The organism is Anaeromyxobacter diazotrophicus (assembly GCF_013340205.1).
Classification (GTDB): Bacteria; Myxococcota; Myxococcia; order Myxococcales; family Anaeromyxobacteraceae; genus Anaeromyxobacter_A; species Anaeromyxobacter_A diazotrophicus.
The window spans coordinates 109040-130380 of record NZ_BJTG01000008.1 but is presented as its reverse complement, the minus strand read 5'-3'; the positions used below and the strand labels follow the sequence as shown (position 1 = coordinate 130380).

Genomic DNA, 21341 nt, shown 5'->3' with positions numbered 1-21341 from the left:
TTCCCTGAACCAAGCGGTCGGGTCACCCGGCCGGGTGCACGCCGTGCGCCCGGGCGCGCGCTCGTGGACCGGGGGGGAACGCCATGACTCGCTTCGTCGGCATCGACCTGGGCGCGGAGACGCTCAAGGTCGTGGAGCTGGTCCGCGACGAGGGCGGCTGCCGCGTGGCGCGCCGCGCGCTCGTCGAGCACCACAAGGAGCCCGGGCCGCGGCTGCTGGAGGTCCTCTCCGGCTGGTCGTGGGAGGAGGTCGGCGGGGCGGCGGTGACCGGGCGGCTCGGGCGCCAGGTGCAGCTCTCGCGCGTGCCGGTGAAGCAGGCCGTCGCCTGCGCCCACCGGCACCTGCACGGCGACGCGCCGGCCACCCTGGTCTCGATCGGCGGCCACGGCTTCTCCGTGCTCGAGCTGCGCGGCGGCGGCCAGCAGGTCTTCCGCGAGAACTCGCGCTGCGCGCAGGGCACCGGCAACTTCCTGCGCCAGCTCGTGGAGCGCTTCGACCTCGGCGTGGCGGAGGCCGCCGAGCTGGCGGCGGGGGTGGCGGAGCCGGCGCCGCTCTCCGGCCGCTGCCCGGTCATCCTCAAGACCGACATGACCCACCTCGCCAACAAGGGCGAGGGCAAGGACCGCATCCTGGCGGGGCTGCTCGACGCCATCTGCGAGAACGTCGAGGTGCTGCTCAAGCCGAGCCTCTCGCCGCCGCGGGTCTGGCTGGCGGGCGGGGTGGCGCGCGCGCGGCGGGTCCGGGAGCACTTCCGCGCCTTCCTCGAGCGGCACGGGATGGAGCTCGTCGCCGGCGATCCCGAGGACGGGCTCTACCTCGAGGCGCTCGGCTGCGCGCTGGTGGCGGCCGAGCACCCGGGGACGCGGGTGCCGCCGCTCTCCGAGCTCATCCTCCCGCCGCTCGAGACCACGCTCGAGAAGCTGCCGGCGCTCTCGGCGTCGCGGGCGCGGGTGAAGCGGCTCCCGGCCTCGCCGGTGGTCGAGGTGGAGGGCGTCCGGCACGTGGTGCTCGGCTTCGACATCGGGTCCACCGGCTCGAAGGCGGTGGCGCTCGACGCCGCCACCCGCGCGCCGCTGTGGGAGGGCTACCTGCGCACGAACGGCGCGCCGGTGGCGGCGGCGCAGGAGCTGGTGCGCCTCTTCCTCGACGGGCCGGCGGCGCTGCACCGGGTGCGCGGCTTCGGCGCCACCGGCTCCGGGCGCGAGATCGTGGGCTCGCTGCTCGCCACCGTGTACGGCCGCGAGGCGGTCCACGTCCTCAACGAGATCGCCGCCCACGCCACCGGCGCGCTGGCGCTCGACCCGCGGGTCGACACCATCTTCGAGATCGGCGGGCAGGACGCGAAGTACATCCGGCTCAGCGAGGGGCGGGTGGTCGACGCCGCCATGAACGAGGCGTGCAGCGCCGGGACCGGCTCCTTCATCGAGGAGCAGGGCAAGCGATTCCAGGGCATCGAGAGCGTCGCGCAGCTCGGCGAGGAGGCGCTGGCGGCGAAGGGGGGCGTCGCGCTCGGCCAGCACTGCTCGGTGTTCATGGCCGAGATCATCGACGAGGCGCTCGCCTCGGGGGTGGCGCGCGACCGCATCGTGGCCGGCATCTACGACTCGGTGGTGGCGAACTACCTGAACCGCGTGAAGGGCAGCCGCTCCGTGGGCGAGGTGATCTTCTGCCAGGGCATGCCGTTCGCCTCCGACGCGCTGGCGGCGGCGGTGGCGCGGCAGACCGGGGCGGAGGTGATCGTCCCGCCCAAGCCGGGGCTCATGGGGGCGGTGGGCATCGCGCTCCTCGCGCTCGACGAGCTGCCGCTGGCGGGCGCGCCGGCGCTCGACCTGCGCCGCTTCCTCGCGGCGCGGGTGGAGCGCAAGGACGAGTTCGTGTGCGGCTCGACGCAGGGCTGCGGCGGCGCCGGCAACAAGTGCCGCATCGACCGGCTCACCACCGTCGTCGCCGGCGCGCAGGCGCGCTTCACCTGGGGCGGCGGCTGCTCGCTGTGGGACCAGGGCACCCGCCGCAAGAAGCTCCCCGACCTGGCCCCCGACCCCTTCCGCGAGCGCGAGGCGCTGGTGGAGGCGGTGGCGGCGCGCGCGAGCGTCCGCCGCGGGCGGCCGGTGGTGGCGATGACGGACGAGTTCCAGCTGAAGGGGCTCTTCCCGTTCTTCGCCACCTTCGTGCACGCGCTCGGCCTCGACGTGCGGGTGGCGCGCGGCGCCGGTCGCGGCGCGCTCCGGCGCGGCATCGAGGAGGCGAACGTCCCGTTCTGCGCGCCGATGCAGCAGTACCACGGGCTCGTCTCGGAGATGGCCGACGCCCGGCCCGACTTCCTCTTCCTGCCGATGCTGCGCGAGATCCCGCGCGCGCACGCCCAGGAGCGGGTCTCGGCGGTGTGCCCCATCGTGCAGGGCGCGCCGGACATGCTGCGCTGGGACCTCGGGGCGCGCGCGCCGCGCGTCGTCTCGCCGGTGGTGGACATGGGCCCGGGCTTCCTCGACTCGGAGCGGTTCCTGGAGGGGTGCCGCGCCCTGGCCGAGGCGCTGGGCGTGACGCGCGAGGGCGCGTGGCGGGCGGCGTGGCGGGCGGCGCGGATCGAGCAGGAGCAGTTCGAGGCGGCGCTGCTCGACATCGGCGCGCGCGCGCTCGCCTTCTGCCGCGCCGAGGGCGTGACCCCGGTGGTGGTGCTGGGCCGCAGCTACACCATCCACAACGACGTCCTCAACTCGCACGTGCCCTCCATCCTGCGCGAGCAGGGCGCGATCGCCATCCCGGTCGACTGCTACCCGGTGCCGGACGAGGCGCCGGTGTTCGAGGACGTCTTCTGGGGCTACGGGCAGCGCATCCTGCGCGCCGCCTGGCACCTGCGCCGGGAGCCAGGCCTCTACTCCATCTTCTGCTCCAACTACTCCTGCGGCCCGGACAGCTTCACGGTGCACGCCTACGCCTGGCTCATGGAGGGGCGCCCCTTCGCCATCATCGAGACCGACGGGCACGCGGGCGACGCGGGCACGAAGACCCGGGTCGAGGCGTTCCTGCACTGCGTGCGCGAGGACCAGCGCGCCCCGCGCGCGACCCCTCCGCGCGACGCGGGCCGGCTCACCGTCCCGCCGCGCTCGCTGCTGGCGCTGGCGCGGGCGGGCGCGCGCATGCTGGTCCCGCGGATGGGGCCGGAGGCGGAGGCGGTGGCGGCGGCGGCGCGCGGGCTGGGCGCCCGCGCCGAGACCCTGGCCCGGCCGACCCGCGAGACCCTGCGCCTCGGCCGGCGGCACACCTCGGGCAAGGAGTGCCTGCCGCTCACCCTCACCCTGGGCAGCCTGCTCGAGCGCATCGAGCGCCCGGGCGAGGAGCGCGAGCGGTTCACCTTCCTCATGCCCGGCTCGGACGGCCCCTGCCGCTTCGGCGCCTACAAGCAGCTGCACCAGCTCGTGCTCGACCGGCTGGGCCACGGCGAGCGGGTGGACCTGTGGTCGCCCACCTTCGGCGACTACTTCCACGGCATGCCGCCAGGCTTCAAGGCCATCATCTTCGCCGGCGTCTGCGCGGCGGGGGTGCTGGAGGAGGCGCTCCACGACGTGCGCCCGGTGGAGACGCGCGACGGCGCGGCGGCCGAGCTGCACCGGCGCTGGTCGGAGGCGCTGTGGGCGCGCATCGAGGGCGCGGCGGCGGGGGACCTGTCGGCGGCGCGGGTGCTCCTGGAGGTGGCGACGGGCCGCGTCTACGGCATCCCGGAGCTGCTCCGGCGCGCGGCGGAGGAGCTGGCCGCGGTGAAGTCGCGGAAGGAGGTGCCGAGCGTGCTGGTGGTGGGCGAGATCTACGTCCGCTCCGACCCCTTCGCGAACGACTACGTCTCCGAGGCGCTGGAGCGGCGCGGCATCCGCGCCCGGCTGGAGCCGGTGTCCGAGTTCATCCAGTACTCGGACTTCATCGCCGCGAAGAGCGGCGCCAACCGCGGCCCGGCCGACCGGCTCGAGACCGCGCTCCGGAACCGCATCCTGGGCCTGTGCCACCGGGCGGGGGCGGGGGTGCTGGGCTGGCCGGAGCACGTGCCGGTGAAGGCCGCGCTGGCCGCGGCGGCGCCGTACCTGCGCGAGGAGCTGGAGGTGGAGTCGGTGCTCACCATCGGCGTCCCGGTCCACGCCTGGCGCCGGGGCGAGATCGACGCGGTGGTCTCGGTGGGCCCGCTCGAGTGCATGCCGAACAAGATCGCCGAGGCGCAGTTCCACCACGTGGCGGAGCGGGAGGGCCTGCTCTCCCTCACCTTGTCCTTGAACGGCGACCCGATCGACCCGGAGGTGCTGGACGGCTTCGCCTTCGAGGTCCACCAGCGCTTCCGCGGCCGCCGCACCCGCCGCCCCGCCGCCTCCACCGCCGAGCCCCTGCCCCACGCCCTCGCCCCCGCGCGCGTCGGCCCCGCAGGGCAGTGACGTCGAGTCGGCCCGGGTCGCGGTTGCGGTCGAGGTCGAGGTCGCAGTCGTTTCCCTCGCCCGCGCGCGAAGGGGCTGCCCCCGCCGCCCCGCGCTCGCGCGCGCGTCGGCGCCCGTGCTCCGCGCCGCGCCGGACTGCTCCCACGGCCGGAACGCGCACCGCTGGCCGCGCGACGCGGGCTGCGGAACCTTGCACCGCGCCGCCTCCGCGGCGCGGAGCTTCGAGCAGTCCTCGCCCGCGGCGAGGTCCCCTCGGCGCGTTCCGGCGAGCGCGTGACCTGGGGCGGCGCTCCGCAATGGCGCCTCGTGCGCGCGCGGGCGCGGTGCGGCGCGTCCGGTGCGCCGTGCCGCACGTGAGCGCCCCGACTCACCGCGCCAGCGCGCGCAGCATGTGCTTCACCCGGACCGCGAGCGCCTGCGCGCGCCGCGCGGGCTCGGGCGCGAGCGCCCCGATGGCCTGCGCCAGATCCACGGCCCCGACCACCTCGTGCAACGAGCCGTTCGCGAGCGCGAAGTGCTTGCGTCGCATGGGCCCGCTGTCGCTGGGCAGCCCCTCGCAGAGGTTGAGAAAGACCGACTTCGCGGCCCGCGTGGCCTGGTCGCGGAGCTCCGCGTCCGCGATGCGAAAAGCGTGCACGAGCGCCGCGAGCTCGCGGGCCGCGACGTAAACATCGAGTGTCTGAAACGGGAGCACCTCGACCTCGACGACGATTGATGAACGAGATGAATGAGCCATTTCCGCCTCCTCACTCCGAAGGAGGGAGGCGGAAATGGCGATGGCCTCCCTCGTCGCCGTCGAGGTCGAGGTCGAACTCGCCGGAGTCGCGTCGCAGTCGCAGTCCCAATTCGCGGTCGCGGTCGAGGTCGCGGTCGAGGTCGTGGTCGTGGTCGAGGTCGCGGTCGCGGTCGCGGTCGAGGTCGCAGGTCGCAGGTCGAGGTCGCCCCCCACTGTCAGATCCCCCCTCCACACTCCCCCCGCGAAAGCGAGGAGTCTCCATGAGCCGTTTCGGCTGCGTCGTCTGCGGTGAACCCGTCGAACCTGGCCAGGACACCTGCTCCGAGGACTGCGAGCTGGTGCAGGACGCGGCGCTCTGCCCGGAGTGCAGCCACGCGGTGGAGCCCTTCAGCTGGCACACCGGCGCGCCGCTCCGGCGCGAGGCGCACGCGGCGGGGTGCTCGCGGATGGGCGACGACCTCGCCCTCGGCGCGCCGAGGTAGGTCCGGCGCCCACGGCGCTCCACCCCGCCCGCCCGAACGCGTGGACCGCGGGCGGCCCCGCTGTGCGATGCTGGCGCTCCGGAGGTGCCCATGGTCGGCGCGCTGGTGGTCCTCGTCGTGGTGGTGGTCCTGGGGTCGGCGGTGGCGCGGCTCTACAACGGGCTCGTCGCCCGGCGGAACGGCTACCGCAACGCCTACAGCCAGATCGACGTCCAGCTCCGCCGCCGGCACGACCTCATCCCGAACCTGGTCGAGGCGACGCGCGCGTACCTGAAGCACGAGCGCGAGACGCTCGACGCGGTGGTCCAGGCGCGCGCGCAGGCGGAGGGGGCGGCGCGGGGCGCGGCGGCGGCGCCGGGCGACGCGGGCGCGATGCAGCGGCTGGCGGGGGCGGAGGGCGCGCTCTCGGGCGCGCTGGCGCGGCTCGTCGCGGTGGCGGAGGCCTACCCCGACCTCAAGGCCAACGGCAGCGTGGCGCAGCTCTTCGAGGAGCTCGCCTCCACCGAGAACCGCGTCGCCTTCGCACGGCAGGCCTACAACGACGCGGTCATGGAGTACAACGTCGGCCGCGAGTCGTTCCCGGCCAGCGCGCTCGCGGGCACCTTCGGCTTCACCGAGGCGGCGCCCTACGAGTCCGCCAGCGAGACCGAGCGGGCGCCGGTGCGGGTGGCGCTGTAGTGGCCCGCACCACCGTCCCCGCGGGGCCGGGCTAGCGCCGCCATGGCGCCGCGGCGCGCCACCCTCGACTTCTTCGCCGGGCAGGCCTCCGCGCGCCGCCGGACGGCGCTCCTGCTGGTCGCGTTCGCGCTGTCGGCGGCGCTGGTCGTCGCGCTCGTGTACCTGGGGGCGCTCCTCCCGTTCGGCCTCTACACCGGCCAGGCGCGGCTGTGGAACGGGCGGCTCCTCGCCTGGGTCGTGGCGGGCGTCGCCGCGGTGGTGGCGCTCGGCGCGGGCTGGCAGGCGGTGGCGCTCGGGCCGGACGGCGGCGACGCGGTGGCGCGGCGCCTCGGCGCGGTGCCGCTCGCCCCCGACCCGAGCTATCCGCCCGCGCGCCGGCTGCGCGACGTCCTCGAGGAGATGGCCATCGCCTCGGGCCTGCCGGTGCCGCGCGCCTACGTGCTGCCGGACGAGCCGGGGGTGAACGCGTTCGCCGCCGGGGCCTCGTCTTCGCGGGCGGTGGTGGTGGTGACGCGCGGCGCGCTCGAGGCGCTCGACCGGGACGAGCTGCAGGGGGTGGTGGCCCACGAGCTCTCGCACGTGCTGAACCTCGACGTCCGGCTCAACGGGCGGCTCATGGCGGCGGTGGGCGGGCTCTCGGCGCTGGCGCTCGCCGGCAGGCTGCTCATCCGCGGGGTCATGCAGGGGCGCCGGCGCGGCGCCGCCCAGGTCTCGGCGCTGGTGCTCCTGGCGGGCTGCGCGCTGGTGGTGGCGGGCGCCGTCGGCCAGCTGTGCGGCGAGCTCCTGCGCTTCGCGGTGGTGCGGGAGCGCGAGTTCCTGGCCGACGCCGCGGCGGTGCAGTTCACCCGCAACCCCGCCGGGCTGGCGGGCGCGCTGCGCAAGGCGGCCGAGCGCGGCTCGCGGCTGCGGGCGCCGGGCGCCTCCCAGGTGAACCACTTCCTGTTCGCGAACGGCGTGGTGGGTGTCCTCGAGACGTGGTTCGCCACCCACCCCCCCATCGCGGAGCGCCTGCGCCGCCTGGAGCCGGCCGGCCCCGCCGCAGCCTCGCACCAGGCTCCGCCCCCGCTCGAGTCCGCGGCCGCGCCAGGCCCGCCGGCGGCCGGCGCGCTCGTGGCCGCCGGCGGCGGGCCCGGGCCGGCGCACCTCGCCGCCGCGGGGGCCCTGCTGGCGGCGCTGCCGCCGGCGCTGGCGAGCGCCGCCCGCGAGCCGTGGGGCGCGAGGGCGCTCTCGTGCGCGCTCCTCCTCGCGCCGCCGGGACCGACGCGCGAGCGGCAGCTCGCCGGGCTCGCGGCGGGCGACGGGGCGGGCGCCACCGCGGCGGAGGTCGCCCGCCTGGCGCCGCTCCTCGACGGGCAGCGCGGCGAGGCGCGCGTGGCGCTGTACGATCTGCTGTCGCCCGCGCTCGACGCGCTCTCGGCGCCGCAGGCGCGGGCGCTGCGGGAGGAGCTGGCGGCGCTCGCGCGCGAGGCGGGGCACGGGGCGGTGCTGCCGTGGGCCTTCCACCGCGCCCTGACGCGCCGCCTCGACCGCCGCCTCGCGGGGCGCGCGGTGACGCCCGTCCGGTATCGCGCCCTGTCCGACGTGGAGCCGGAGGCGCTGGTGGTCCTGTCCCTGCTCAGCTGGGCCGGCGCGCGCGAGCCCGCCCTGGCCCAGGCGGCGCTCGACGGCGCGACGGCGGCGCTCGGCGCCCGCCAGCGCTGGCGGCTCCTGCCGCGCGACCGGCTGGCGAGCGAGGGTCCGGCGCGCGCGCTCGAGGTGCTCGACGGGGCCTCGCCCGCGCTCAAGCTGCGGGTCCTCGCCGCCTGCGCCGCGGCCGCCAGCAGCGACGGCCGCGTCACGCCGCAGGAGGCGGCGCTGGTGCGCGCGGTCGCGGCGTCGCTCGGGTGCCCGCTCCCGCCGCTGGTCGCGCCCGCCGGGGCGGACGCGGCGGCGGGGGGCGCCGCGGCCAGCGCGTGATCGGGATCACCCCGCGGCGGCGCACCGCGTACGATGGGTGCGTCTCTCGCTGGGCGGGCCGCGCGGCGTCCGCTATGCTGGGCGACGGTCACGGACGCGGGGGATGGCCGTGCGGGAGACGTCTCAGCGCGCAGCGTGGGGGGCCGTCCTGGCGCTCTGCTCGGCCGCGGTGGTCGTGGCCGCCTGGCGCTACGACCGGCGGCTCGAGCGCGAGCTGTGGGCCGCCGCCGCCGACCACCTCGCGGCGGAGGCCAGCCTCGGCGCGAAGCTCATCGCGGCCTGGCGCGACGAGCGGTCCGGCGACATGGCGGTGCTCGCGGTCGAGCCGATCCTCGGCGCCGCCGCGGGGGGCGCCTTCCCCGGCGAGGCGCTGGAGGGGCTGCTCCGCGCCGCGGCGGCCCGCTACCGCTGCCGCGACATCGCCCTCGTCCGGCGGGACGGCTCCCTGGCCTTCTCGCTGTCCGGGCGCGGCGCGCTCGACGAGGGCGAGGCGCGGCTGGTCGGGCAGGCGGTGCAGGGTCGCGACGTCGCGACCACCGCGCTCCGGGCCGGCGCCGGCGGCGACCTCACGATGCAGGTGGCCGCGGCGCTCCCCGAGGGAGGCGCCGTGCTCGCGCTGGCGGAGGCGCGGGCCACCCTCTTGCCGCAGCTGGCGGCGCTGGCGGCCGCCCGGCCCGCGCTCGAGCTGGCGGTGGTCCGGCCGGGCGAGGCCGGCGCGGAGCTCGTGATGACGACCCGCGGCCCGCTCGCCGGTCCCACGGCCGCGAACCCGCGCGAGGCGCTCTGGCTGGCGCTGGGGCGGCGCGGCGCGGTGGTGGGCGCGGGGCCTGGAGGAGCCCGCCTCGTCGCCGTCGGCGCGCCGGTGGCCGGGAGCGAGCTCACCGCGGTGGCGCTCCTGCCGGAGGCGGAGGTGCTCGGGCCGCGGCGCACCGCGCGCGCGGCGCTGCTCTTCTCCCTGGCGAGCTTCGCGGCGCTGGCGGCCGCCGCGGCCTCCCAGGTGCTGCGCCGCCGGCGCGAGCAGATCGCCGCGCTCCGCTCCTCCGGCGAGCGGCTCGACGCCGCGCTGCAAGCCTCGGGCGCCGGCGTCTGGGAGCTCGACGTGCCGACCGGCCACGTCCAGCCGACCGCGTCCTGGAACCGGGTGCTCGGCTACGCGCCCGACGAGCTGCAGGAGCCCGCCGACTTCGAGGCGCTCGTCCACCCCGAGGACGCGCCGGCGCGGCGGGCGGCCTACGCGGCGCTGCTGGAGGGGCGCGCGCCCTGCTACGACGTGGAGCTGCGCTACCGCCGGAAGGACGGCGCGTACCAGTGGATGCACTCGCGCGGGGTGATCCTCCGGCGCGACGCGCAGGGGCGGCCCCTGCGCGTGGTGGGCACGTCGGTCGACGTGACCGAGCAGCGCCGCCTCCGCGAGCAGCTCCTCCTCAGCGAGCGCCTCGCCTCGGTGGGCACGCTCGCCGCCGGCGTCGCGCACGAGCTCAACAACCCGCTGGCCTACGTCGCGACCAACCTCGACTACGCGCTCGGCGAGCTCTCGCGGCTCGCCGAGCGGCCCGGCGCCGGGTTCGACGCGGCCGAGCTCGCGCGCGTCGCGCCCGAGGTGCTGGCCGCGCTGCGCGAGGCGTCCGACGGGGCGGCGCGGCTGCGCGTCATCGTGGCCGACGTGCGCGCCTTCGCGCGCAGCCCCCGGCGGGAGGACGGGCCGGTCGAGCTGGCGCGGGTGATCGCCTCGGCCGTCAACATGGCGCGCCACGAGCTCAAGCACCGGGCGCGGGTGGTGACCGAGCTCGACCCGGTGCCGCCGGTGCGCGGCGACGCCGGCCGGCTGGGGCAGGTGGTGCTGAACCTGCTCGTCAACGCCGCCCACGCCATCCCGGAGGGGCGCGTCGACGCGAACGAGGTGCGGATCACGGTGCGCCCGGCCCCGGGCGGCCGCGTCGCGCTGGCGGTGCGCGACAGCGGCCGCGGGATCTCCCCCGAGGTGCTGCCGCGCCTGTTCGAGCCGTTCTTCACCACCGACGAGGGCGGGGGCGGGACGGGCCTCGGCCTCGCCATCTGTCACCGCATCGTGACCGAGCTCGGCGGCGCGATCGGGGCCGAGTCCACCCCGGGCCAGGGCAGCACCTTCACGGTGCTGCTCCCGCAGGCGGCGCCGTCGGCCGGCACGACGCCCGCGCCGGTCGCGGCCGACGGAGGCGAGCCGAGGTCGCGGGTGCTGGTCGTCGACGACGATCCGCTGGTGGCGCGCGCGGTCGAGCGCGCCCTGGCGCGCCGCCACCAGGTGACGGTGGTCGCGAGCGGGCTCGGCGCGCTGGCCGCCGTCGAGCGGGAGCGCTTCGACGTGGTGGTCTCCGACGTGCTGATGCCGGAGATGACGGGGCTCGAGCTGCAGCGCGAGCTCGCCCGGGCGGCGCCGCGGCTGGCGCGCGGGATGGTCTTCGTGACCGGCGCCCTCCTGGACGAGGCGGCCCGGCGCCAGATCGCGGACTCGGGCAGCACGGTGGTCGAGAAGCCGTTCACGCCCGCGCAGCTCCTGCGGGCGGTGGACGAAGCGCTGGCGGCGGGCGGCGAGCCGGCCGGCGGGCCCCGGGCGCGCCAGGCCGGGCCGTAGCGCCCCGCGCCGGCCCTCCCCAACTCGGCCGCGGCCGTCCGCCCGCGCGCGCGGCCGCCCCGTTAGATCCCGGGCGCGAGCCGGCGCTCGCGAGGGGCGTTCTTCCCGGGCGCCCGGGCCGCGGAGGGGCGCGATGCAGATCGGCATGTACGGGCTGGGCAGGATGGGAGCGAACATGGCGCGGCGGCTCGCCCGCCGCGGCCACGCGCCGGTGGTGTGGAACATCACCCCCGAGCCGTTCGCGGAGCTGGCCGCCGAGGGCGCGGTGGTGGCCTCCTCGCTCGCCGATCTGGTGGCGCGGCTCACCGCTCCCCGGACGGTCTGGCTCATGCTGCCGGCCGGCGCGCCGACCGAGCGCGCCGTGGAGGAGCTCTCCGCCCTGCTCGCGCCGGGCGACGCGCTCGTCGACGGGGGCAACACCTTCTACAAGGACGACGTGCGGCGGGCCGAGCAGCTCCGCGCCCGCGGCCTGCACTACCTCGACGTCGGCACCAGCGGAGGGGTGTGGGGCCTCGAGCGCGGCTACTGCCTCATGATCGGCGGCCCGGCCGAGCCGGTGGCGCGCCTCGGCCCCGTCTTCCGCGCCCTGGCGCCGGGGGACCTCGGGCTCGCGCCCGCGCTGGCGGGCGCGCCGCCCGCGGCCACCACCGCCCCGCACGGCTTCCTGCACTGCGGGCCTGCCGGCGCCGGGCACTTCGTGAAGATGATCCACAACGGCATCGAGTACGGCCTCATGCAGGCCTACGCCGAGGGGTTCGACCTCCTGCGCCACGCCGGCGACGCCGGGCGGCCGGAGGGGCAGCGCTACCCGCTCGACCTCGCCGCCATCGCCGAGCTGTGGCGCCGGGGCAGCGTCGTGTCGTCGTGGCTCCTCGACCTCGCGGCGCGCGCGCTGGCGGAGGACCCGCGCCTGGCCGCCTTCAGCGGGCGCGTGGCGGACTCCGGCGAGGGCCGCTGGACGCTCGAGGCCGCCCTCGAGGAGGCGGTCCCGGCGGGCGTGCTGGCGGCGGCGCTCTTCGCCCGCTTCCGCTCGCGCGAGGAGCACGGCTTCGCCGACCAGCTGCTCTCGGCGCTGCGCCACCAGTTCGGTGGCCACGGCGAGGCGCCGCCGGCGGGCGGCGCGAAGGAGGGCCGATGATGGCCGCGCCCCCCGCCTCCTGCCTCGACTGCCCCGGCGATCCCTGCGCCATCGTCATCTTCGGCGCCACCGGGGATCTCACCCGCCGCAAGCTCCTGCCCTCGCTCTACAACCTGCACGCGAACGGGCTCCTGCCGACCGAGTTCGCCTTCGTGGGCGTGGTGCGCAAGCCCATGGACGACGAGGCGTTCCGCGAGCTCATGAGCGAGGACATCCGCGAGTTCGCGACCCGCCCCATCGACCCGAAGCTGTGGGCCGACTTCCGCGCCCGGCTGCACGCCGTGGCGGGCGACCCGGCCGCGCCGGACCTGTACCAGCGCCTCGGCGCGCGCCTCGCCGAGCTCGACCGCGAGCACCGCACCGGCGGCAACGCGCTCTTCTACCTCGCCACCCCGCCCGACGCGTTCGGGCCCATCGCGGAGCGGCTGGGCGCGGCCGGGCTCCTCGGCGAGGAGGGCGGGCGCTGGCGGCGGCTGGTGGTCGAGAAGCCCTTCGGGCGCGACCTCGACAGCGCGCGCGCGCTCAACGCGGCGCTGGTGCGGGTCATGAAGGAGCGGCAGATCTTCCGCATCGACCACTACCTGGGGAAGGAGACGGTCCAGAACATCCTCGTCTTCCGCTTCGCCAACGGCCTGTTCGAGCCCATCTGGAACCGACGCTACGTCGACCACGTCCAGATCACGGTGGCGGAGGAGCTGGGCGTGGAGGGGCGCGGCGCGTACTACGAGTCGGCCGGGGTGCTGCGGGACATCATCCAGAACCACATCTTCCAGCTCCTCACGCTGGTGGCGATGGAGCCGCCGAGCTCGCTGGGCGCGGAGGCGGTGCGCAACGAGAAGACGAAGGTGCTGGAGGCGATCCGCCCCATGCAGCCGGAGGAGGTGATCGCCTCCACCGTGCGCGGCCAGTACGGCGAGGGGGTGGTGGGCGGGCGGCGCGTGACCGGCTACCGGGAGGAGCCCGGGGTCGACCCCGCCTCGCGCACCGAGACCTACGCGGCGATGAAGCTCGTGGTCGAGAACTGGCGCTGGGCCGGGGTGCCGTTCTACGTCCGCTCCGGCAAGCGGCTCGCCCGGCGCGAGACGCTCATCGCGCTCGAGTTCAAGAGCCCGCCGCTCATGCTCTTCCGCGGCGCCGGCGTGGAGGCGATCGACCGCAACCGCCTCGAGCTGCGCATCCAGCCGGACGAGGGCATCGCGCTGCGCATGAAGGCGAAGATCCCGGGCCAGGGGATCCGCCTCACCGACGTGGACCTGCGCTTCGGGTACCAGGACTTCGGCCCGCTCGTCCCGGCCACCGGCTACGAGCGCCTCCTCTACGACGTCATGGTCGGGGACGCGACGCTCTTCCACCGCTGGGACACGGTCGAGGCCGCCTGGCGCCTCGCCTCGCCGGTGCTCGACCTGTGGTCGAGCCTGCCGCCGCGCGACTTCCCCAACTACGCGGCGGGGAGCTGGGGGCCGGCCGCCGCCGAGGAGCTCTTGCGCAGGGAGGGCCGGCGATGGGTGAACCCGGGGGGCTGAGCGGCGCGCGGGTCCTCGTCGCGCCGGACCTGGCCGGCGCGGCGGAGCTGGCCGCCCAGGAGGTGGTGGCGCGCGGGCAGGCCGCGGCGGCGCTGCGCGGCCGCTTCGCGCTGGCGCTCGCCGGCGGGCACACCCCGCGGGCGCTCCACGCGCTCCTCGCCGACCCGGCCCAGCCGTTCCGCGCCCGGATCCCCTGGGCGCGCACGGAGATCTTCTTCGGGGACGAGCGGTGCGTGCCCCCCGATCACCCCGACTCGAACTACCGCGCCGCCCGGGAGGCGCTCCTCGCCCGCGTCCCGGTGCCGGAGCGGCAGGTGCACCGCCTGCGCGGCGAGGACCCCGATCCCGCCGCGGCGGCGCGCGCCTACGAGGCGGAGCTGCGCGCGGCCCTGGGGTCGGAGGAGGGCGACGGCGTCCCGCGGCTCGACCTCGTCCTGCTGGGGCTCGGCCCGGACGGCCACACCGCCTCGCTCTTCCCCGGCACCGCGGCGCTGGAGGCGTCCGACCGGCTGGTGGCGGCGAACCACGTCCCGCGCCTCGGCGCCTGGCGGCTCACCTTCACCCTCCCGCTCCTCGACGCGGCGCGCGCGGTGATCTTCCTCGTCGCCGGCGCGGAGAAGGCCCCCGCCGTCGCGGCGGTGCTGGAGGGCGGCGCGGACCTGCCCGCCGCGCGCGTGCGGCCCGAGCGCGGCGAGCTGCTGTGGGCGCTCGACGCCGCGGCCGCGTCGGGGCTGCGCCGCTAGCCCAGCCGCAGCCCCACGATGTCGAGGTCGCGCTCGACGCCCTCCAGCACGGCGACGCGCGGCAGGTGGCCCCAGCGGACGAACCCGAAGCCGCCGAGCAGCGCCAGGCTGGGGGCGTTGTGGCCGAAGACGAAGCCGAGCAGGGTGGTCAGCCCGAGCGCGGGCGACGCGGCGACCGCGTGCGCCACCAGCGCGCGGGCGACGCCCCGGCGCTGCGCCTCGGGCGCGACGTAGATGCTGAGCTCGGCGGTCGCGCCGTAGGCGGGGCGGCCGTAGAAGTCGGTGAGGCTGGCCCACCCGATCACCTCCCCGTCGCGCTCGTCCACCCAGATCGGCCGGCGCGGCCCGTGCTTCTCGAACCAGGCGCGCCGCGCCTCGACCGTGACCGGCTCGGTGTCGGCGGTGGCGAGGCGACCGGGGATGGCGGCGTTGTAGATCTCGACGATGCGGGGCAGGTCGGCCGGGGCGGCGAGGCGGATCATGGCGGGGGATGCTACCGCACCCGCCGCCGCGGATCAGGCGGAGGCGAGGAGGTCGCGGCCGAGCTTGACCACCAGCGCCACCACCACCAGCAGCACCACGCGCCGCACGAAGACGTCGCCGCGACGGACCGCCAGGTGCGCGCCCAGGGTGCTGCCGGCGAACTGCGCCGCCGCCATGGGGAGCGCCACCTTCCACAGGATGACCCCGCGCGCCGCGAAGAGCGCCAGCGCCGCCAGGTTCGAGGCGAAGTTGACCGCCTTCGCCTCGCCCGAGGCGCGGGTGAGGCCGTCGCCGAGGACCAGCACGAACGCGACGATGAGGAAGGTGCCGGTGCCCGGCCCGAAGAAGCCGTCGTAGGCGCCGATCACCGCCGCGATGACCGCGGCCGCCAGCGGGGCGTGCGCCGGGCCGAGCGGGAGGACCCCCCGGGCCGCGCCGGGCGCGGGCGCCGCCAGCGGCGGGCGGAAGGCCATGAAGGCGGCCACCGCCACCAGCAGCCCGAGGACGATGGGGCGCAGCACGGCGGGGGAGAGGAGCAGCACCAGGGCGGCGCCGGCGAGCGAGCCGGCGAAGCCGGCCGGGAAGGCCACCCGCGCCCGCGCCGGGTCCACCAGGCCGGCGCGCGCGAAGCGCAGGAGCGAGGCGCCGGAGCCGAAGACCGCCTGGCCCTTGTTGGTGGCGATGGCGAGGTGGGGCGGGAGCCCGGCCGCGAGCAGGGCCGGCATGGTCACGAGGCCGCCGCCGCCCGCGACGGCGTCCACCACGCCGGCGGCGAAGGCGGCCAGGGCGAGCAGGGCGAGCGCGCCCGGGCCGAGGTGCACCGCCGGCTCCATCGCGGTCAGCGGATCACGCCGCAGGCGATCCGCGCGCCGGAGTTGCCGGCCGGGTCGCTCTTGCCGTCGTCGGGCCCGGCGTGGACCACGAGCGCGGTGCCCTCCGGGCCGAGGAGCGAGCGCGGGCCGGCGGCGAGCGTCGCGCCGGTCAGGGTGGCCTTGAGCTGGCCCTGGCCCTCGGCGTTCACGACCAGGTTCGGCAGGTCGCCGCCGTGGTGGCCGGCGGGGTTCGCGAGGCCGTGCTGCTTCTGGTCGGGGTTGAAGTGGGGGCCGGCGCTCTTGAACTCGGGGCCTTCGCACTTGCCCGCCGCGTGCACGTGGATCCCGTGGGTGCCGGGGGGCAGGCCGCGCGCCTCCACCGTGAGCTCCACGCCCCCCTTCGCCCCGGTGAAGGTGGCCGTGCCCACCTCGCGCCCCTGGGCGTCCTTGAGCACGGCGTGGGCGGGGCCGGCGGCGAGCGCGGCGGCGGGCAGGAGCAGGGACAGGGCGGCCAGGAAGGTTGCACGCATGGTCATGTTCCTCCTCGGGCCCGGGGGCGGGCCGGGCGGGACCTTATCCGGACCTGGCGTCCCGCGCCGCCCCGAGTTACGAGCAGGCGGTCCGCTCACCCGAGGTGTCACCCCGTGCTCCCGCTCCGCCTGCGCCCCACCGCCCTCCTCCTCGCCGCCGCGCTCACCGCCCCGGCCGCCGCCGCCGATCGCCCGGTGCTCCGGGTCTCCGCCATCCCCGACGAGGCGCCGACCGAGCTGCAGCGCAAGTTCCAGCCCCTGGGCGAGTACCTGGCCCGTCAGCTCGGGGTGGAGGTGAAGTTCCAGCCGGTGACCGACTACGCCGCCACCGTCGAGGCGCTGGCCGGCGGCCGCCTGGACCTCGTCTGGTACGGCGGCTTCACCTTCGTGCAGGCGCGCCGGCGGACCGGGACCGCCCTCCCGCTGGTACAGCGCGAGGAGGACGCCCACTTCCACTCCAAGTTCATCACCCGCGCCGGGTCCGGCATCCGCACCCTCCAGGACCTCCGGGGCAAGACCCTCGCCTTCGGCTCGGAGAGCAGCACCTCCGGCCACCTCATGCCGCGCTACGACCTGCTTCAGGCCGGCCTCGACCCCGACAAGGACCTCGCTCGCTACGCCTTCACCGGCGCCCACGACGCCACCGTCAAGTGGGTGGAGCAGGGGAAGGTGGACGCCGGCGCGCTCAACGAGTCCGTGTGGAACAAGCTCGTCGAGGAGAAGAAGGTGGACCCGGCGAAGGTGGTGGTCTTCCACACGACGCCGGACTTCCACGACTACAACTGGACCGTCCGCGGCGACCTCGACCCGAAGCTCGTGCAGCAGCTCAAGGCGGCCTTCCTGGCGCTCGACCCGGCCAAGCCCGAGCAGAAGGCCATCCTCGACCTGCAGCGCACGAAGCGCTTCGTCGAGACGCGGCCGGAGAACTACCTGAAGATCGAGGAGGCGGCGAAGAGCGCCGGGCTCATCCGCTGATCTTCACGCGGCGAGCGCGCGCTCGGCGTCGGCGCCGCCGGGCGTCGTCCCGGCGCAGGTGGCCCGCCCGGCGAGGGCGCGCCGGCGCACCACCGCCGAGAGGCCGTCCACCGCCAGCACGAGCGCGAGGATGGCCAGCACCAGGGTGGCGGCGCGCGGGTAGTCGAACCACGAGAGCGCGAGCTTGAGGTCGCGCCCGAGCCCGCCCGCGCCCACCACGCCCAGCACCGCGGAGGCGCGGATGTTCACCTCCCACCGGTAGAGCGTGTAGGCGACGAGCTGCGGCCAGACCTGCGGCAGGACGCCGAGGAGCGCGGTCGCCGCGCGCGAGGCGCCCACCCCGCGCAGCGCGGCCAGCGGCGCGGCGGGCACCTCCTCCAGCGCCTCGAAGTAAAGCCGGCCCAGCACGCCAGCCGTGTGGACGCCGAGCGCCAGCGCGCCCGCGAACGGCCCGAGCCCGACCACCATCACGAGCGCCAGCGCCCACAGCAGCTCCGGCAGCGTGCGCGCCAGGTTCATGATCGCCCGCGCCCCCCATGCCGCGGCGGCGCGGCCGGCGTGGCGCGCCTCGCCCGGCACGCGCGCGAGCGGGCGCGCCGCGCACCAGGCGAGCGCGAGCCCGCCGGCGGCGGCGAGGGCGGTCCCGAGCACCGAGACCGCGAGCGTCTCGAGCGCCGCCGGGAGGGCCCCCGCGAGCACCTTCGGCGCGAGGTCGGGCGGCCAGAGCCCGGCCGCGAAGGCGCGGAGGCCCCGCCGCGCCTCCGCGGAGAGGAGCGCGGCGGGGGAGAGCTCGAGGAAGCGCGCCGCCGCGACCGTCAGCGCCGCGAGCCCGGCGGCCGCCGCCGCGCGCCGCGCCAGCGCGCCCGGCGAGGCCGGGAAGAGCGACCGCCGCGCGGCCACCCGGCGCCGCAGCGCCTGCGAGGCGAGGTCGACCGCCGCGACCAGCGCGAAGAGCGCCAGCACCCAGGTGGCCACCTCGTCGTACCGGAGCATCTTGAGCGACAGCTCCAGCTGCTGCCCGAGGCCGCCGGCGCCGACGAGCCCCAGCACCGCCGAGGCGCGCAGCGCGCAGTCGAACCGGTACAGGGTGTAGGAGACGAGGAGCGGCCGGGCCGGCGGCAGGAGCCCGAGCGCGAAGGCGGTCCACGGGCGCGCGCCGGCGGCGCCGAGCGCGCCCGCCGCCGCGCGCGGGACGCCCTCCAGCAGGTCGGCGAACACCTTGCCCACCACCCCCCCGTAGGCGACGCCGATGGCGAGCACGCCCGCCGCGGGCCCGAGCCCGAGCGCCCGCACGAAGAGCAGCGCCCACACGAGCTCGGGGACGGAGCGCATCACCGCCAGCGCCCCGCGGGCGAGGACCTGCGCGGCGCGGCGGCCCGGGCCGGGGCGCGCGCCGCAGGCGCGGAGCACCTCGGGGGCCAGCGCGGCGAGCGCGAGCGGCGCGCCCAGCGCGAGCGCCAGCGCCATCCCGCACAGCGCGATGGCGCAGGTCTCGGCGAGCGGCCGCAGGAGCGCGGCGAGCGTCGCCGGGTCGTGGGCGGGCGGCCAGAAGCCGCGCGCGAAGTCGAGCGCCGCGCTCCGCGCGCCGGGCGACGCCAGCGCGGCGAGGCTCCCGCCCGAGCCGCGCCAGGCGAGCGCGAGCGCGGTCGCCAGGAGGAGGCCGGGCCAGGAGAGGAACCAGGGCCGCGGCGCCGGGGCGAGCGCCGGCGCGGCGGGCGCGATCACGGCCCGCCCCCGCCGGCGGCGCGGCGGGCGAGCGCCAGGAAGCGCGCCGCCGGCCCGGAGAGCGCCGCGTCGCGCCGCCACGCCACGAAGAACCGCCGGGGGATCTGGACCCCCTCGACCGCGACGAGGCGCACCCGCCGCTGCGCCAGCGCGCGCGCCACCGAGCGCCGGGAGGCGAAGCCGACCCCCAGGCCCGCCGAGACCGCCTCGACCAGCGCGGCCAGGCTCCCCGCCTCCAGCACCGCGGCGCCGGGGTCGAGCGGCGCCCCCATGGCGGCGAGCTGCGCCTCGGCGATGGCGCGGGTCGCCGAGGAGGGCTCGCGATCGACGCGCGGCAGGCGGGCCACCGCCGCGGGGTGGAGCGGCTCCGGCAGCCCGGCGAAGCTGGCGGCCGCGACGAGCGCGATCTCGTCCTCGGCGAAGTCCTCGAAGTGCAGCCCGGCCCGCTCCTCGCGCGCGCCGACGAAGGCGAGCTCCACCCGGCCGGCGGCGAGGTCGCGCAGCACCTCGGCCGTGCCCTTCACCGCCAGGCGGAGCGTGACCTGGGGCTCCTCGGCCGCGAAGGCGGCCACCGCGGCGGGGAGGATGTGCTCGCCGGGCGTGGTGGAGGCGCCCACCCGCAGCTCCGCCGGCGAGGGCGCCCCGGCGGGCTCCGTCACCACCCGGCGCGGCTCCGGCGCGCGGGTCGCGCCCTCCGGCTGGTACAGGAGCGCGAGGTCGCGCGGCGTGACCTCCTCCCGCCGCTTGTCGAAGAGCACGCGCCCCTCGCGCAGCCCCACCACCCGCGGGAAGTGCGGCAGGACCGGGGCGAGCTGGTGCGTCGAGAGCAGCAGCGCGCGCCCCTCGGCGGCGCGGAGGAGCAGCGCGATGACCGCGCGGCTCCGCTCCGGGTCCACCGAGGAGAAGGGCTCGTCGGCGACGACCAGGTCCGGCGCCTGGTACAGCACGCGCGCCACCGCCACCCGCTGCTGCTCGCCGCCCGAGAGCCGGTCCACCCGCTCGTCGAGCTTGCCGGCGATCCCGATCTCCGCCAGCAGCGCCGCCACCTCCTCGCGCTCGCGCCGCCGGAGCGCCCCGAGCGCGACCGCCAGCGCGGAGCGCCGGCCCAGCCGGCCCATGAGCACGTTCTCGAGCACGCTCGCCTGCGGCACGAGCTGGAGCTGCTGGTGCACCGTCCCGACGCGGGCGCGCAGCGCCCGGAGCCGCCGCGGCCCGAGGCGCGCCACCTCCTCGCCGAGGACGCGCACCGCGCCCTCGGTCGGCGCGAGCGCGCCGCTGGCGAGGCGGAGCAGGGTGGACTTGCCGGCGCCGCTCGGGCCGACCAGCGCCACCCGCTCCCCGGGGAGGACCGACAGGGTCACCCCCGAGAGCGCCCGGAAGCGGCCGAAGGCGCGCCCCGCCCCGCCGAGCTCGACCGCGGGTGTGGGGCCGCCCGCGGCGGGCGCCTCGCGTGCGATTCCGGAGGCGTCGGGGATGGGCGCGGACATGCGGGGCGCCGACGGACCTAACCCGCGCCGCCGCGGGCGGCAAGCGCCGCGGCGCTTGCGGCGCCCGCGCGAGGCCCGTACAACTCGGGGCATGCGCGTCGCCGTCGTCGGAGCGGGCGGGGTGGGTGGGCTCATCGGCGGGCTGCTCGCCCGCGCCGGTCACGAGGTCGCCTTCGTGGCGCGCGGCGCCACCCTGGCGGCGCTGCGCGAGCGCGGGCTCGAGGTCGAGAGCCCGCGGGGGACCTTCCGCGTCGCGCCGGTCGAGGCGAGCGACGACCCCGGCGCGCTCCGCCCCGCCGAGGCGGTGCTGGTGGCGGTGAAGGGCTGGCAGGTGCGCGAGGTCGCGCCGCGGCTCGCGCCGCTGCTGGCGCCCGGCGGGCTGGTGCTCCCGCTCGAGAACGGCGTCGAGGCCGCGCCGACCCTGGCCCGGGCGCTGGGGGAGGAGCGGGTGGTGGGCGGGCTCTGCCACCTCTTCGCCTGGACCGAGGCGCCCGGGGTCGTGAAGCACGCCGGAGACCTGCTGCGGGTGACCATGGGCGAGCGGCGCGGCGGCTCGAGCGCGCGCCTCGAGCGCCTGGCGGCCGCGCTGCGCGAGGCCAAGGTCGACGCGGTGATCTCGCCGGACATCGAGGCGGCCGCCTGGGAGAAGTTCCTCTTCATCGACGCCTTCGGCTCGGTCGGCGCGGTGACCCGCGCGCCGGTGGGCGTGGTGCGGACGCTGCCAGAGAGCCGGGCGCTGCTCCGGGCCGCGATGGAGGAGACCGCCGCCGTCGGGCGCGCGCGCGGGGTGCGGCTGACGGCCGACGCGGTCGAGAAGGCGCTCGCCCTCATCGACGCCGTGAAGCCCGAGTCCACCGCCTCCATGCAGCGCGACATCCAGGGCGGCCGGCCCTCCGAGCTGTTCGACCAGCCCGGGGCGGTGGTCCGGCTGGCGGCGGAGGCGGGGGTGGACGCTCCGGTCCACCGCTTCCTGTACGCCGCGCTCCTGCCGCAGGAGACCGCGGCGCGCGGGCCCGCTCGACCCGTTCCCTGACCCACCGGGTCGCG

Annotated in this window: 16 protein-coding genes and 1 pseudogene; 10 read left to right on the top strand and 7 right to left on the bottom strand. The window is 77.5% G+C overall.

What is annotated here, in order from left to right:
- Window positions 1-83: 83 nt before the first annotated feature.
- Window positions 84-4415: a BadF/BadG/BcrA/BcrD ATPase family protein gene (locus HWY08_RS16590; protein ID WP_176067239.1), complete on the top strand. Its 4332-nt coding sequence runs from the start codon at window positions 84-86 to the stop codon at window positions 4413-4415.
- 367 nt (window positions 4416-4782) lie between these two features.
- Here the strand turns inward: HWY08_RS16590 and HWY08_RS16585 are convergent, their stop codons facing one another.
- Window positions 4783-5151 carry a four helix bundle protein gene (locus tag HWY08_RS16585; RefSeq protein WP_176067237.1) on the bottom strand — a complete coding sequence of 123 codons (369 nt, stop codon included), beginning with the start codon at window positions 5149-5151 and terminating at the stop codon, window positions 4783-4785.
- Window positions 5152-5411: 260 nt separating this feature from the next.
- Here HWY08_RS16585 and HWY08_RS16580 point away from each other — a divergent pair, with 260 nt between their 5' ends.
- The 7 genes from HWY08_RS16580 to pgl all read left to right on the top strand — a co-directional run bounded on the left by HWY08_RS16580 (window position 5412) and on the right by pgl (window position 14282).
- Window positions 5412-5633, top strand: a complete 222-nt coding sequence (locus HWY08_RS16580; protein WP_176067234.1) for a DUF2116 family Zn-ribbon domain-containing protein — start codon at window positions 5412-5414, stop codon at window positions 5631-5633.
- Between the two features lie 90 nt (window positions 5634-5723).
- Window positions 5724-6311: a LemA family protein gene (locus HWY08_RS16575; protein ID WP_176067232.1), complete on the top strand. Its 588-nt coding sequence runs from the start codon at window positions 5724-5726 to the stop codon at window positions 6309-6311.
- Window positions 6312-6353: 42 nt separating this feature from the next.
- Window positions 6354-8267: a M48 family metalloprotease gene (locus tag HWY08_RS16570; RefSeq protein ID WP_176067230.1), complete on the top strand. Its 1914-nt coding sequence runs from the start codon at window positions 6354-6356 to the stop codon at window positions 8265-8267.
- 109 nt (window positions 8268-8376) lie between these two features.
- Window positions 8377-10878 (top strand): hybrid sensor histidine kinase/response regulator, encoded by a 2502-nt coding sequence (locus HWY08_RS16565; protein ID WP_176067228.1) that lies wholly within the window; start codon window positions 8377-8379, stop codon window positions 10876-10878.
- Window positions 10879-11011: 133 nt separating this feature from the next.
- Entirely contained in the window at window positions 11012-12016 is a 1005-nt protein-coding gene (gene gnd, locus HWY08_RS16560; RefSeq protein WP_176067226.1) for a phosphogluconate dehydrogenase (NAD(+)-dependent, decarboxylating), read from the top strand.
- Complete coding sequence (zwf, locus tag HWY08_RS16555) at window positions 12016-13539, top strand: glucose-6-phosphate dehydrogenase (RefSeq protein ID WP_176067224.1); 1524 nt, start codon at window positions 12016-12018, stop codon at window positions 13537-13539. Before gnd ends, zwf begins: the two co-directional genes overlap by 1 nt.
- Window positions 13518-14282 carry a 6-phosphogluconolactonase gene (gene pgl / locus HWY08_RS16550; RefSeq protein ID WP_176067222.1) on the top strand — a complete coding sequence of 255 codons (765 nt, stop codon included), beginning with the start codon at window positions 13518-13520 and terminating at the stop codon, window positions 14280-14282. The genes zwf and pgl overlap by 22 nt, the downstream gene beginning before the upstream one ends.
- On the opposite strand, the gene HWY08_RS16545 is transcribed toward pgl, so the two are convergent.
- The 3 genes from HWY08_RS16545 to HWY08_RS16535 are packed head-to-tail and all read right to left on the bottom strand — an operon-like array spanning window position 14279 to window position 16113.
- Window positions 14279-14764 (bottom strand): GNAT family N-acetyltransferase, encoded by a 486-nt coding sequence (locus tag HWY08_RS16545; protein ID WP_176067220.1) that lies wholly within the window; start codon window positions 14762-14764, stop codon window positions 14279-14281. The genes pgl and HWY08_RS16545 overlap by 4 nt on opposite strands.
- Window positions 14765-14797: 33 nt before the next feature.
- Entirely contained in the window at window positions 14798-15598 is an 801-nt protein-coding gene (locus HWY08_RS16540; RefSeq protein ID WP_176067218.1) for a TSUP family transporter, read from the bottom strand.
- A gap of 5 nt (window positions 15599-15603) precedes the next feature.
- The gene (locus tag HWY08_RS16535; protein ID WP_235969674.1) at window positions 15604-16113 is read right to left on the bottom strand and encodes a superoxide dismutase family protein; all 510 of its coding nucleotides are present in this window, start codon (window positions 16111-16113) and stop codon (window positions 15604-15606) included.
- Between the two features lie 108 nt (window positions 16114-16221).
- Here HWY08_RS16535 and HWY08_RS16530 point away from each other — a divergent pair, with 108 nt between their 5' ends.
- A complete protein-coding gene (locus tag HWY08_RS16530; RefSeq protein ID WP_235969673.1) occupies window positions 16222-17082 on the top strand; it encodes a putative selenate ABC transporter substrate-binding protein in 861 nt (286 codons plus the stop codon).
- A gap of 3 nt (window positions 17083-17085) precedes the next feature.
- Here the strand turns inward: HWY08_RS16530 and phnE are convergent, their stop codons facing one another.
- The 3 genes and pseudogenes from phnE to HWY08_RS22230 all read right to left on the bottom strand — a co-directional run.
- A complete protein-coding gene (gene phnE, locus HWY08_RS16525) occupies window positions 17086-18807 on the bottom strand; it encodes a phosphonate ABC transporter, permease protein PhnE (protein ID WP_235969672.1) in 1722 nt (573 codons plus the stop codon).
- Window positions 18804-19733, bottom strand: coding sequence for a LysR substrate-binding domain-containing protein (locus HWY08_RS22235; protein WP_443092840.1), 930 nt, complete (start codon window positions 19731-19733; stop codon window positions 18804-18806). The genes phnE and HWY08_RS22235 overlap by 4 nt, the downstream gene beginning before the upstream one ends.
- Window positions 19722-20165 (bottom strand): annotated as a pseudogene (locus tag HWY08_RS22230) (ATP-binding cassette domain-containing protein); the annotation flags it as partial. The gene HWY08_RS22235 and the pseudogene HWY08_RS22230, both read right to left, overlap by 12 nt.
- 220 nt (window positions 20166-20385) lie before the next feature.
- Between HWY08_RS22230 and HWY08_RS16515 the strand changes: the two are divergent.
- Complete coding sequence (locus HWY08_RS16515) at window positions 20386-21327, top strand: 2-dehydropantoate 2-reductase (protein ID WP_176067213.1); 942 nt, start codon at window positions 20386-20388, stop codon at window positions 21325-21327.
- Window positions 21328-21341 lie beyond the last annotated feature (14 nt).

Excerpts from the sequence above, each read along its gene's own strand:
- gnd (WP_176067226.1), top strand. The coding sequence starts at position 11,012 with ATGCAGATCGGCATGTACGGGCTGGGCAGGATGGGAGCGAACATGGCG.
- HWY08_RS16590 (WP_176067239.1), top strand. The coding sequence starts at position 84 with ATGACTCGCTTCGTCGGCATCGACCTGGGCGCGGAGACGCTCAAGGTC.
- HWY08_RS16545 (WP_176067220.1), bottom strand. The coding sequence starts at position 14,764 with ATGATCCGCCTCGCCGCCCCGGCCGACCTGCCCCGCATCGTCGAGATC.
- HWY08_RS16540 (WP_176067218.1), bottom strand. The coding sequence starts at position 15,598 with ATGGAGCCGGCGGTGCACCTCGGCCCGGGCGCGCTCGCCCTGCTCGCC.
- HWY08_RS16515 (WP_176067213.1), top strand. The coding sequence starts at position 20,386 with ATGCGCGTCGCCGTCGTCGGAGCGGGCGGGGTGGGTGGGCTCATCGGC.
- HWY08_RS16575 (WP_176067232.1), top strand. The coding sequence starts at position 5,724 with ATGGTCGGCGCGCTGGTGGTCCTCGTCGTGGTGGTGGTCCTGGGGTCG.
- zwf (WP_176067224.1), top strand. The coding sequence starts at position 12,016 with ATGGCCGCGCCCCCCGCCTCCTGCCTCGACTGCCCCGGCGATCCCTGC.
- pgl (WP_176067222.1), top strand. The coding sequence starts at position 13,518 with ATGGGTGAACCCGGGGGGCTGAGCGGCGCGCGGGTCCTCGTCGCGCCG.
- HWY08_RS16580 (WP_176067234.1), top strand. The coding sequence starts at position 5,412 with ATGAGCCGTTTCGGCTGCGTCGTCTGCGGTGAACCCGTCGAACCTGGC.
- HWY08_RS16570 (WP_176067230.1), top strand. The coding sequence starts at position 6,354 with ATGGCGCCGCGGCGCGCCACCCTCGACTTCTTCGCCGGGCAGGCCTCC.
- HWY08_RS16535 (WP_235969674.1), bottom strand. The coding sequence starts at position 16,113 with ATGACCATGCGTGCAACCTTCCTGGCCGCCCTGTCCCTGCTCCTGCCC.
- HWY08_RS16585 (WP_176067237.1), bottom strand. The coding sequence starts at position 5,151 with ATGGCTCATTCATCTCGTTCATCAATCGTCGTCGAGGTCGAGGTGCTC.